Genomic DNA, 12,556 nt, shown 5'->3' on the forward strand with positions numbered 1-12,556 from the left:
CGAAAAGGTGTCTCACTCCCACGGACCTCGAAACGCAACATTGCGTGGCGTTGAGGATCCGATTGAACTGATGGAGGGAGGAAGCACCTATGTCCAGTCCTTTCGAGCCGTGCACAGACGCCTGCGTGGGCACCCAACCCACGGCCCCGCTGGCCATCCGCACGCTGCAGCAGATGAACGAACCGCAATCGAACTACCACCTGCCCTGGTTTGCTCAGGACGGCGACGGCAACGCCGCTTCCGGCACCCCGGACGAAGAGACCCAGTCCGACGGCACGTCGGGAGCCCAACCGCAGGAAGACCACGAAGCCGATACGGACGCACCGACCGGAGGCGGTCCCCCGTCTTGATCCTCGAGTCCTCGCAGACCACCCCTGATCACCGGGGGGCGCGTTGACTGAACGGTGGGATGAGCCGCTGATCGCCGGCGCGCTCATCCCGCCGGGCATCGAGGGGGCGACCGGCCGTCGGTCGCGCCCTCTGCCGGTCGATCTCCTCGCCCGCGAGCTCAGCCGCAGCCGCCCAAGGCGGATCGGCGCAGCGCGCGGCCTGGTTCCCAATACCGACCCGATCGACCTCGCCAGCAGCGGGTGGGGAGTCCTCTTCCCGAGCACCCAACGACCGGAAGTGCGAGAGGCCCTAGCTCCCCTCCTCGAACACCGGCGCCTCCAGGCGACGGCTTCGGGCCAGAACCTCTTTCGCGAATACCACGGCAAGGCAGGGCTCCACCCAGGCGAGAACCGCGTCCAGTGGACTCGTCGACAGGGCGGTGGCTTCGGGCCGGTCGATCCGGTGAAGGTTCCGTTCTACCTCCTGCTCGTCGGCAACCCCCGAGAAATTCCCTTCGAGCTCGAGCATCAGCTCGCGGTTCAGTACGCCGTCGGTCGCCTCGACTTCGAAGACCCGGCGGACTACGCCCGCTACGCCCAAAGGGTCGTGCAGCAGGAACGTGCCCAGACCACCGAAAGCTGGCCCGCCATCACGACCTTCGCCGCCGAGCACCGGGACGACATCACGACCCGCGGACTCCTCGACCACCTCATCACCCCTTGGTTGGAGGCCTGCGGGCGGCAGCGACCGCACCATCCCCACCACATCCTGACCTCGGCCCGCGCCTCCAAGGCTGCCCTGGTCGGGGCCCTGAGCAGCGCACCACCGAAGCTCCTGGTGACGGCAGGACACGGCCTGCTGATGGGCGCCCAGGCCCCCGATCAGCAAGCCCTCCAGGGCGCTCTCGTCTGTTCCGGCTTCGAGCCCTCCCGGGAGCGCAGAGAAGCAGTCCCGGAAAGCAGCTACTTCGCGGCGCGCGACCTTCCCAGGACCTCGTTCGACGGCATGGTCTCGCTCCACGTCGCCTGCTTCAGCGCCGGCACTCCCGCCACCGATTCCTTCGCGCTGCGCGAGAGCAGCGACGGCCAGGCAACCATCGTCCCCACGCCCATTGCCCCACAACCATTCGTCGCCGAGCTTCCCAAACAGCTCCTGCGCCAGGGAGCTCTGGCCTCCGTCGGCCACGTCGACCGCGCCTGGGGCTGGGGCTGGGTTCCGTCGCGCTTCGGAGCCCAGGCCCACACCTTCCACAGCGCCCTCGAAGAGATCCTCGCGGGCCGACCCGTGGGCTATGCCTGTCGATTCTTCGGCGAGCGCCATGGCGAGCTCTCGGCGCTGCTCTGCGATCACCTCGAGCAGCTGCAGACCGGCCAGATCTCGCCGGACGATCGCTATCTCGCCTATCTCTGGACGGCCCGCAACGACGCCCGCTCCTGGACGATCGTCGGCGATCCGGCGGTTCGACTCCGCTCGCCATCGACCGCGGCAGATCCGGCGCTCGCGCCCTCCCAGGCCGCGCGGGGATGAACCACCGCCCACAGCTCGCGCTGCTGGTGGGCATCGATCACTATCGTCCCCGCCCGCCGGCCCATCTCGCCTTCCCGGATCTCGGCGGCTGCTGCCGAGACGTGGCGACGGTGGCCGCCATGCTGAGAGCAGAGCGCGCCGGCGCACCGCGCCGCATCATCGAGCTCACCTCACCGAACGACGATTCGCAGGCTCCACTGCCCACCTACGAAAACATCATTCGCTCCTGGCGGGCGCTGCTCGCTCAGGCGCACCCCGGAGACCAGCTTTTGGTGCACTTCTCGGGGCACGGCAGCCGGGTTCCTTCGTGGACGCCCGGGAAAGAGGTCGACGAGGCCCTCGTGCCCTGCAACGTGGGCAATCCCGAAGCTCGCTACCTGCGTGACGTCGAAGTGCTCTACCTCCTCGAAGAGACGCTGCGCCACGACGTTCACCCCACCCTCGTGCTCGATAGCTGTCACGCCGGAGGAATGGCCCATCGCGGCCGGGCGCGATCTCGCGGCACGGGACTCATCGACCCTTCGCCACGTCCCTCGGACAGTCTGGTCGCCTCCCGGGCGCAGCTCGACCGAGCCTGGCGCGCGGCCGCCGGACGACGGCAACGCAAGACCGAGTTGGCCAGCGGCTGGCTGCCCGCTCCGCGGGGCTACGTCTTGCTCGCCGCCTGCCGAGCCCACGAAAAGGCCTTCGAGAGCATCTTCGGTGGACGCCAAGGAGGAGTCCTGACGCAGCGTTGGCTCACCACCTGGCAGCAGCAGCCCCAGGGCACCTGGCAGCAGCTCTATCCCGCCTTGCAGCACACCATCGCCGAGACCATGGAAGGCCAGCTTCCGATCGTCGAAGGCGAAGTCGACCGTCAGGTCTTCACCAACGACACGCGACGTCCGGACAGCGGTTCCGCCCTGATCCTCGAACAGCAAGGCGATCGGGTTCTTCTGCAGGCCGGCTACGCCCACGGTGCCGAAGTCGGTAGCCGTTTCGCTCTCTCCGACAAACAACCCGATGGCAAAACGGAAATCGAGATCGAAGAGGTGGGGTCGGTCCTCTCCTGGGGACGGATGGCACCTGGCCGCGGCGAGCAACAAATCCCCGTCGGGAGTCATGCGCGCGCCCTCTCACCGCCCCCGACCGAGCGACCGACGGTCTCCCTCGCCCCCGCCCTGGCGCAGCACCTGGCATTCTTCGAGATCGCCCTCGTCGATCTGGCAACGCTCACCCTCGATCCTCCCTCGAAAGCCGACATCCGCATCGAACCTTGCGGCGACCGAATCGCCGTCCGGTTTGCCGGACAAGCCGTCGCCGACTCGGGGGATCCTCGAGAGGTGGTGGACTGGGTTCGCCATCTGGCCTTCTTCGATCGAGTTCGCAGGCTCCAGAACTCCGCCCCCGGACCAGGTCTCGCCCAGAGTCTGGCGGCCAGCCTGAGACGGCCGACGGATCCAACCTCCGGACGCCCCGTTCAAAGACTCGAGACAGGTTGCGAGGAGCGGTTTTACCTCGAGCTTCACAATCGAGCCGAGATGGCGATCAACCTGGCAATTCTCAACCTCGACTCCGCCTTTGCGATCGAGCGGATTTACCCTCGGCGATCCGAAGGGCCGTTCTTCTCCCTCGAGGCGGGAGCGAGGGCCTCTCTTCCCTTCGAAACCACCGGGCCGGCGGGTCGGGAGCTGCTGAAGGTCATCGCCGCCCTCCAAGGAATCGATCTCACCCCCCTCGAGCGCCCGCCACTGAACGCGTTGGTCCGGCGATCCGGAGCTGAACCCGAGGCCGAGCAACCGGAAAGACTGCTGACGAGAACCGCAGGCGACTGGATCAGCCTCAATTTCGAGGTCATTGCGAAGTGAGACAAGAAAATTTTTTTGAACGTTTTTCTCATCCTGGTTTCACACGGATCGGTCGGATCCATTTCGGTCGCAACCAACAACCAGGAGAATACAAATGCCGAGAAGCTATCCTTCTCCCTACTTGGGAAACATCAACACTCGTGAAGTTCACAAACTGAGCAACGAGAAGGCCGGCTGCCAGATTGCCACCATCCTCGCTCATGGCCATGACGTCCCTTTCTACTCCCTCGATGCAGCAAAGCGACAAGATTACGATCCCTGCGCCCACTGCCTTCCGGGCTCCAAACGCTAGGATGACCGCTTTCTTCGGGAGCCTGTTGCTCCGACGCACCGGGTGGGCGATCCTCGTCGGGCTCGCCTGCCCTTTTCTCCTGGCAGCCCAGAGCCAAGTCGTCGAAAAGCCTCCTCTGCCACCAGCGATGCGAGAGATCTCGCAGCAGCTCGCCAAGGGACAGTGCGCCGAAGCCCTCCGGGACCTGGAGAAGCTCGAGAAACAAATGCTCGCCTCCGGCGTCCGAGCCGACTTTCTGCTCCTGCGCAGCCGGGCTCACGAATGCCTCGAGGAGTGGCCCTCGGCGCTAGCCGATGTCGAGACCTATCTCGACATCGAGCCGCGGGACTCCGAGAGTCACCTCCGGCGTGGAGAGCTCCTCGTCGAGCTGAATCGATTCGAAGAAGCGATCGCAGCCTTCCAGAGAGCTGCCGAGCTCAGGGCATTGGCCGCACGGAAGAAACCTCCTACCACACGCGATTCAGGCGCTTCCTCGCCTTCCTCCAGGCCGGCGGGAAGCTGCACACCTCGCTCTGAATGCTGTCGCGTTTGCGGCAAAGGAAAGGCCTGCGGCAACTCCTGCATCAGCACCCGATTCACCTGCCGCAAGGGCCGCGGCTGCGCCTGCAACAGCTACGACATCTGCTAGCCTGACCTTTCATCACTTGAGTTCGAAATTGATTTCCTGCCGTCGGCAACCACGGAGGGCGCCGTGAAGTATCAGAATTTCGTCCTGAGCTTTTCCCGCGACAATGATGGCAATTGGGTGGTCGAAGCCAGCTCGCCAACGGGCGAATCGAAGTCTCAGCCCTTCCGGCCCGACCCGGCCTTCACCAGGATCTATCGCGGCGTCCGGCCGGCCGGCGAACCGAACCCTTCGCCCGAAGAACATGGCGAACACCTCTACCGTGCCCTTTTCGACGGCGAGCTCGGCAAGCTGTTCGAGAACAACTTCGGGGCCGTCGAAGCTTCCGCCGATCGCGGCCTGCGACTGCTGCTGAAATTCGACCCTCGACACCGCGAGCTGATGAGCCTGCCTTGGGAGCTGCTCTTCCGACAACGAACCGGCAACTTCCTCGGTCTCTCCCGCAAGACTCCCATCGTGCGAGCGCTCGACGTTCCGAGCCGCAGCATTGCCCCCAAGCACCCAGAACGCCTGAAGGTCCTCGCCGTGCGGGGCCGAGGTGGCGGGCCCAGCCTTGATCTCGACCGCGAAGTCGAACAGCTGACCCAGGGAATCGAAAAGGTGGCGGAGATTCGCGAGCTCACCCCCGAGAGTCGTTCACGGCTTCGCCGCACGCTGCTCGAAGACGCTTATCACGTGTTGCACATCATGGCCCATAGCGAGGTCGATCCGAGATCCCACGAAGGCCGCCTCTTCCTCGGCATGGCGGATCAGTCCGACCTTTCGATCACCGGCCAGGAGCTTGCCTTGGAGGTGCGCGACGCGTCGTCGCTTCAGCTCATCTTCCTCAATTCCTGCGAGTCCGCCCGCGGCGGAGCGATGGCTCAGAGGTCCGACTTCTCCGGTATCGCCAGCGCTCTCCTACGCACCGGCTTCCCGGCCGTCGTCGCCATGAACCAACCGATCTCGGACGCGGCGGCGATCGCCTTCAGCAGCGAGTTCTACCGCCGCCTCGCCCTCGGCGACTCTCTCGAGGAGGCCACCAACGAGGGCCGACTGGCGATTCATCGCCTCGATGGAGGGTCGACGGAATGGTCGACCCCCGTGCTGTTCTCAGGACCCGAGACGATTCGTCTGGTGGCACCACAATCCTCGTCGCCACGCCGATCGAGTCGCTTCCGCAAGAGCCTCCTGGGCGCCACCGCCTTCACGCTGATGGCGGCGCTGGTGGCCTTTGTACCGTGGCGAAGCGATCGTCGAGCCCTGCCGACGGAATCCACTGAACCACCCATCGGCAAAGCGGAAGCCGCCCACCCGGTCCTGATGCTCGATGAAATCTTCTACGATGCCGTCAAAGACGACGACGGATTCGAATACATCGTTCTCTACAACTCCGGCCCGGTCGACATCGACCTCGGCGGCTACAGCCTCGGCGCCGGCGGCGAGCACTACAACCACACGACGATTCAGCTCGAGGGCATCATCGGCGCAGGGCAGATTTTCGTCGTCGGCGGACCGGAATCGAACGAAAGAAACGGCTTTCCCGAATTCGATCAGCGCGTCAATATCCAACCGGACTTGCAGAACGTCACCAGCGAGGCCGCCGACGGCGTCGCCCTCTTCGACCGCCCCAAAGCTCAAATCAAGCAGGAAACGGTACCGATCGATGCCGTCATCTACGGCGAGAAGAACACCAATCGCCTGATCGACCGCCATGGCGACGTCGCCAAGCCTCACGTCGGCATGGCCCCCAAGGGCCACTGCCTGGAGAGGGTCGACCTCGCCGGAAACTGGCGCATCAGCAGCCAGCCGACCCCCAACCGTTCGAACTTGAGAGACGGAAATCGGCCCTAAGGTCGAGCGCTTCGCGGGGGCGACCTACGGATCTCCAATCAACCTAAGCCAGAAACGCCAGCATCATCCCGAGGTCGAACAGGTTTTCGACGATGTAGTCCGGCTCTTCGACGTTGGGGTAGAGCACCTTTTCAGGACGGGCGATGAAGGCGGTTTGCATGCCGACGCTTTTGGCGCCGGCGAGGTCCCAGCCGTGGGCCGCCACCATCAGCGCCTGCTCGGCGGGGACGTCGAGGTCGTCGAGGACCATGCGGTAGGCGTCCGGATGGGGCTTGTATTTGCCGATGGTCTCGATGCTGTAGCGCCGCTCGAAGAACTCGGTCAGCCCGGCGTTGCGAAACTGGGTTTCGACACCCTGGGACGAGGAGTTGGTCAAGCTGACCAGGCGGAACGGCCCTTTCACCAGGGTCTCGAGGGCCGGGATGACGTCGTCGTGGGGCGGCAGGCTGAGGATGGGCTCGACGGCCTTGCGGGCCTGCTCCCGCGACAGCTCGAGGCCCTGGGCTTCGGCCACCATCATCAGGGCGGCGGTACCGATCTCGCCGAAGTCGTGGAAGGTGCCGGTCACCGTTTCGACCAGAGAATGGTGCAGCATGGTCGAAAACCACCAGGGGACGAGGTCTTCGCGGCCGCCGAGAACTGCTCCGACGGTCCGTTTCACCGGTGCGAGATCGAGCAAGGTCTCGTTGACGTCGAAGACCAAGACTCTCGGCTTGACTGGTTCGGTCACCTCTCGCCCTCCGCGTGGGACCCGGATTCGTCGCCGGTCCCGCGTTCGAGCCGGAGCCGGCGCAGCTCCTCGGCTACCTCCTCGAGCTCCGGCGAATCCGCGGCCATCGTTTCACGGCGAATCTCGTGGGCGCGATGCAAATGGGTCTCGGCCTCTTCGAAGCGACCCTGGCGCCGGTAGAGACGACCGAGATTCAGCAGCGTGTGAGTGATGAACTGGCCCCGCGGCCCAAAATGCTCCTCGATCTGATGCAAGCTCTGGAGCAGGACGTTTTCGGCCTCTTCGTCCTTGCCTTGGGCCATCAGAGCGCGGCCGAGATCTCCGAGGCTGACCCCGTGAAGCTCGTGGGAAGGCAGGAGCACCTCCTGCTGAAGGACCCGCAGTCGACGAAAATCCGCCTCGGCGCCGGCCGCATCGCCGGAGTCGAGGCGCTGACTCGCCAGGTTGTGGCGCAGGCCGAGGGCGGCCCGCGAGCGCGGACCGGCAATCGCCTCGACCGTCGCCAGGGCCTTCCCGGTCAACTCCATGGCCTCGGTCAAATTGCCGAGACCGACAAAGCAAGAGGCGAGGCTCTGCTGCGTCACCGCGACCTTGAAGGATTGTGGACCCAGGGTCTCGGTATGGCTTTGCAGCGCGGACTGAAGCAGTGGAATCGCCGCCTCGTAGTCGCCCTTGCCGACGAAGACGAGAGCCAGGCCTTCGATCACCTGAATGTGCTGCGCGCTGGAGGCCTCGAAATGGCGGCGCGAATGCTCGAGAGCCCGCTGCAGGAAGGCCTCCGCTTCGACCATCTCGCCGAGACGGATCTTCGAGTATCCGATCAGAATCAGCAGCATCGAGAACTGTTCCGGCGGGGGCCCGTCGAGCCCCTCCATGATGCCGAGGGCCTCCATCGCGAGGCGCGCGCTCTCTTCGATCTGGCCGTCGGCCTGGAGGACGTTGGCGAGCCGCGTCGCCGCAGCCGCCACCCGCTCGTGATCCGGCGGCAGAGCCTGCCGACGCAAGGCCAGGGCTTCGCGCAGCGGCGCCACCGCCTCCGAGGTCTTGCCCGACTGGTAGAGGTGGTCGCCGACCTCCACCAAGACGTAGGCCCGCCGCAGCCGCTGATCTCCGGGCTCTTCGTCGACGAGCTCTAGGGCTTCTTCCAACAACCCTCCAGCCTCGTCGAAGAGCTCCAGGTTGCTGTAAATACGGCCGGTGGCGGTGAGCAGGCGCGATCGGCTGCGCGCCCCCTGGACGGCTGACCGGCGCAAGTCTTCGACCCCGCGATGGAGGATCTCGACCGCCGTCAGGTCGCGCCCTGCGGCCCCGGAGAGGGTGGGATCGGAGACGTCGAAGAGGCCGATCAGAAAATCCTCGACGGCTATCGACTCGCGGTTGCGCCGCTCGGCGAGCTGGCGCTGTTGCTCGGCACGTTCGAGAGCCGCCTTGGTCTGATCCCGCTCGCGGGCGAGCTGCAGAGTGAAGTTGACCACCAAGAACGTGATCAAAGCCACCGCTGCGACCGCCGTGGTCACCGGCAGCGGGTTGCGAGCGATGAACTTGCGCAGGCGGTAGTGCCAAGAATCGGGTCGCGCCGAGACCGGAAGCCCGCGCAAGTAGCTGCGCAGATCGTCGCGCAGCCGGCCCACCGACTCGTAGCGACGCTCCGGCTCCTTGCGCAACGCCTCGAGGACGATCGTGTCGAGATCGCCGCGCAGCTCCTGGGACGTCGGCAGACCGGGCGTCACCTCGGCCGCTGGAAGCGCACGACGAGCCTCGCTCGGTCGAGAAGCCGGCTGGTGACAGATCCGTTTCTCGACCTCGGCGGCGGTAGCGCCGGTGGTCTCGTAAGGACGGCACCCCACCAGCAGCTCAAAAGCCAACATGCCGAGCTGGTAGACGTCCGAGGCCACCGTGACGGCCCTGCCGAGCACCTGCTCCGGACTGGCGTACTGCGGGGTCAGAAAGGCCGCCGAGGTCCAGGTGGAGGTTTCGGCCTTCGGTGCCATGGAGGGGTCGTCCAGCAGCTTGGCGATGCCGAAATCGAGCAGCTTGATTCGTCCCTCGGCGGTGACCAGGATGTTCGAGGGCTTGAGGTCGCGATGCACCACGAGCTGCCGATGGGCCGCTTGAACGGCGGCACAGACTTCCAGCAGCAGCTCGACGCGAGCCCGACAGTCCAGCTCCTGCTCGCGACAGTAGCGGTCGATCGGCACGCCATCGACGTGCTCCATCACCAGGTAGGGCCGGTCCTCGGCCGTGACGCCGCCGTCGAGCAGACGGGCGATACCGGGATGCTCGAGATCGGCGAGGATCTGCCGCTCGCGTGCAAACCGCTCTTCGGCCCCATCGGCGCGGAAGGACAGCACCTTGACCGCCGCCCGCTGATCGAAGTGACCATCGGCACGATCGGCCAGGTAGACCACCCCCATGCCGCCGCGACCGATCTCGCGCAGCACCCGATAGCGACCGAGGACGGTTCCGATGGCCAGCCCCTCGCCGGAACCGCGCGGCAGCGCCCCGCCGGAGCGCAGCAGAGAGTCCGTCGACTCCGCCGCCGCCAGCAGTGAGCTCACCGCTTCGTGGAGGCCCTGGTCCCCGGCGCAAACTTCGTCGAGGCGCTGCGATCGCCGCTCCGCCGGCAGGTCGAGGAGCTCACAGAGAAGGGCGTCGACGCGCCGATCGAAGGCTTCGGGAGAGCCCGCCTCGTCAACCATGGCTCGGGAGCTCCGCAGCCGGCGAGTCACCGAGCAGCTTGCGCAGCCAGGCTTTCGCCCGCAACCAGTCGCGATGCACCGTTCGCGGGGATCGGCCGAGGGCCAAGGCCGTCTCGTCGCGGGTCAGGCCGGCGAAGAAACGGTACTCCACCACCTGGCAAAGCCGCTCGTCGAGATCACGCAATCGGTGCAGGGCGTCATCCACTTCGACGATACGGGCGGCCTGTCGGGGGTCCTGGCAGAGGTTGTCGTCGAGGGTTTCGGGCCGCCGGCCACCGCCGCCCTTGGCGCTCAGCCGACGACGGGCGTCGTCAACCAGGACATGGCGCATGGCGCGTCCCAGGACTGCCAGGAAGTGGGACCGACCCTCCCAGCGGGCACCGTTCTGCTGCGCGATCTTGACGAAGGCTTCATGGACCAATGCGGTGGTCCGAAGGGTTTCACCGGCCGCCAAACGAGCCCGCTGGAAGTGGGCGATGCGTCGCAGATCGCCATAGAGACGACCGACGAGTTGCTCGAAGGCGGCGTCATCGCCCTCGCGATGGGCCGCGATGAGCTCGGTGACGGAACGGGTCTCGGTGGTTTCCGACAAACCTTTCTCCAGTCGTCACGGCCACGGAAGCAGCCGGAAGTAAAAGTGTATCAACGCATTCGCTTCCGCCTGGGCGGCCGTCGACGCCCGTGAGCCGGCTTGCCACCGAATTCGCGATGGCACGTTCTCCAACGGATTCTCGTGAGTAGAGCCACGGAACGAGCCCAGACATTCTCAACCTCAGTCGTTTCGCAATCCGGACGAGCCATCGTCCAACACAGAGGAAGCAACCATGAACAGACCGACGACCCTTTTCGCGGGTCTTTTGTTTTCGTTTCTCGCCGCCATCGGCGCGGCCCACGCCAACACCATCACCGTCAACTCGACGGCCGACAACAACGTCACCAACGACGGTCAATGCACCCTTCGCGAAGCGGTGCAGGCGGCCCGAGACGACAACATGAATCAGTCGAACAAGGACTGTGCCTGGGGACAGGGCAAAGACAAGATCGTGTTCGCGGCACGTGATCCCGCGGCCGGGCCGGTCATCATCCTCAACACTCAGATCCAGCTCAGCTCGGACCTGATCATCCAGGGACCGGCGACCATTCGGAGCGCCGGCAGCGAGCGCCTGTTTCGCATCGGAGGTCAGTACGAGATCGACCTGATCGAGCTCGAGCTCGAAGACGGCAACGAGATCGGCGCCGGCGGCGCGATCCTGATCAGCACCGGCGCCGCCACCGTTCTCATCGAAAGCTGTGTCTTTCGCAACAACTTCGCAGCCAACAACGGCGGCGCCATCAACAACTTCAACTCGCTGGTCACGATCAAGAACTCCGAGTTCATCACCAACGAGTCGGGAGCCAACGGCGGAGCTATCCGCGGCAGTGACCTGATCATCGAGAACACGTACTTCACGTCCAACCATGCGGCCTTCGGTGGCGGCGCCATCTACTGCAGCGGCGGCGGAGCCTCACAGCCGGTACAGGTGCGGCGCACCTTCTTCGAAAACAACATCGCCTGGGCCGAGATCGACGGAGGCAACCAAAGCGGCGGCGGCGGAGCCATCATGAGCTACTGTCACCTCGACGTCGAGGAGACGGAGTTCCTCGCCAACATGGCCTTCGGAGTCGTCGGCGGCGGCGCCGTTCTCAATGGCTCGAGTGGCGTCGCGACGATTCGGCGTAGCCTCCTGCAAGTCAACTCAGCGGGGTTCGGGGAAACCGGTAGCGGCTCCGGCGGCGCCATCCTCAGCCAGGGTCGCCTCGTCCTCGACCGCAGCGTGTTGACGGAGAATGTCGTTCGCGGCGGACTGGGCGGCGGCGGCGTCATGTTCCAGGACTCCCAACTTTCCGAGATCGTCAACTCGGTGATCATGAACAACACCGCCCAGTTCGATCAGACCCATGCCCTCAGCACGCAGCCGAACCAGCCGCAGAGCGGTGGCGGCATCACCATCTTCGGCAACAGCGATGTCACGGTGATCCACAGCAGCATCCTCTTCAACTTCGGCAAGAGCGAGATCCACTTCGTGCCCAGCCCCACCGGCGAGGGCAACTTCCAGAACACCCTCATTCAGGGGGCCTTCACGGACGAGACCTGCGACGGTCACGATTTCCAGCTGTTCAACGGCGGCAACACCTCAGTGAGCGGCGGCAACCTCCAGTACGGCACCAAGACCATGCCCACCTGCCCGGAGATCCCGATCGTCAAACCCGGCCTGACCTTCGCCAGCGGTGGCTTCGGAGTCTCGACCCCGGGTGGCCTGATGAGCTTCGACTACCCGACGCCGGACTACTTCGGTCCCGCCGTCGGCGGTGGCGTGGCGACCTTCTGCTCGGATCCCGTGGTCAACCAGCGGGACCTCTTCTCGTTCGCCCGCGTTCTGCCCTGCGACGTCGGCGCCGTGGAAGTTCCGACCCAGTAGACCGGTACCTTCACCGCAAGGGGGTCTCTCCCCTTGCGGTATCCGCCGACGCCTAGCAAGCTGCTGAAAAAGTCCGCTTCGCGACTTTTCCAACGCTGCTAGCTGTCTGCTTCGAGAGGGGCTACGCGCCCCTGACTGCGCGTCCCGGGCTGAGCGCCCCTCTCCGGCCCAAGAAGCGTGGTTCTTGGGCCTCCTCTCCCGTCGCGGCGGCTGA

Annotated in this window: 8 protein-coding genes; 5 read left to right on the forward strand and 3 right to left on the reverse strand. The window is 65.4% G+C overall.

The features are described from left to right. Positions 1–89: 89 nt before the first annotated feature. From AAF604_22545 to AAF604_22560, 4 genes are all read left to right on the forward strand, one after another. Complete coding sequence (locus AAF604_22545; protein ID MEM7052462.1) at positions 90–350, forward strand: hypothetical protein; 261 nt, start codon at positions 90–92, stop codon at positions 348–350. A gap of 43 nt (positions 351–393) precedes the next feature. Then, a complete protein-coding gene (locus AAF604_22550) occupies positions 394–1,857 on the forward strand; it encodes a hypothetical protein (GenBank protein MEM7052463.1) in 1,464 nt (487 codons plus the stop codon). Continuing rightward, complete coding sequence (locus AAF604_22555; protein ID MEM7052464.1) at positions 1,854–3,704, forward strand: caspase family protein; 1,851 nt, start codon at positions 1,854–1,856, stop codon at positions 3,702–3,704. The genes AAF604_22550 and AAF604_22555 overlap by 4 nt, the downstream gene beginning before the upstream one ends. Before the next feature lie 983 nt (positions 3,705–4,687). Continuing rightward, complete coding sequence (locus tag AAF604_22560) at positions 4,688–6,454, forward strand: CHAT domain-containing protein (protein MEM7052465.1); 1,767 nt, start codon at positions 4,688–4,690, stop codon at positions 6,452–6,454. 43 nt (positions 6,455–6,497) lie between these two features. On the opposite strand, the gene AAF604_22565 is transcribed toward AAF604_22560, so the two are convergent. Genes AAF604_22565 through AAF604_22575 form a run of 3 tightly spaced genes read right to left on the reverse strand, consistent with a single transcriptional unit; the run spans position 6,498 to position 10,475 of the window. Beyond that, positions 6,498–7,184 carry a haloacid dehalogenase type II gene (locus AAF604_22565; protein ID MEM7052466.1) on the reverse strand — a complete coding sequence of 229 codons (687 nt, stop codon included), beginning with the start codon at positions 7,182–7,184 and terminating at the stop codon, positions 6,498–6,500. Beyond that, positions 7,181–9,883, reverse strand: coding sequence for a serine/threonine-protein kinase (locus tag AAF604_22570; GenBank protein ID MEM7052467.1), 2,703 nt, complete (start codon positions 9,881–9,883; stop codon positions 7,181–7,183). Before AAF604_22570 ends, AAF604_22565 begins: the two co-directional genes overlap by 4 nt. After that, positions 9,876–10,475: an ECF-type sigma factor gene (locus AAF604_22575; GenBank protein ID MEM7052468.1), complete on the reverse strand. Its 600-nt coding sequence runs from the start codon at positions 10,473–10,475 to the stop codon at positions 9,876–9,878. The genes AAF604_22570 and AAF604_22575 overlap by 8 nt, the downstream gene beginning before the upstream one ends. 232 nt (positions 10,476–10,707) lie before the next feature. Here AAF604_22575 and AAF604_22580 point away from each other — a divergent pair, with 232 nt between their 5' ends. After that, entirely contained in the window at positions 10,708–12,342 is a 1,635-nt protein-coding gene (locus AAF604_22580) for a CSLREA domain-containing protein (GenBank protein ID MEM7052469.1), read from the forward strand. The last annotated feature ends 214 nt before the right edge of the window (positions 12,343–12,556 follow it).

It is taken from the genome of Acidobacteriota bacterium, from assembly GCA_039028635.1.
Lineage (GTDB): Bacteria > Acidobacteriota > Thermoanaerobaculia > Multivoradales > JBCCEF01 > JBCCEF01.

Coding starts and splice junctions, on each gene's coding strand:
- AAF604_22545 (MEM7052462.1), top strand. CDS start 90: ATGTCCAGTCCTTTCGAGCCGTGCACAGACGCCTGCGTGGGCACCCAA.
- AAF604_22555 (MEM7052464.1), top strand. CDS start 1,854: ATGAACCACCGCCCACAGCTCGCGCTGCTGGTGGGCATCGATCACTAT.
- AAF604_22570 (MEM7052467.1), bottom strand. CDS start 9,883: ATGGTTGACGAGGCGGGCTCTCCCGAAGCCTTCGATCGGCGCGTCGAC.
- AAF604_22580 (MEM7052469.1), top strand. CDS start 10,708: ATGAACAGACCGACGACCCTTTTCGCGGGTCTTTTGTTTTCGTTTCTC.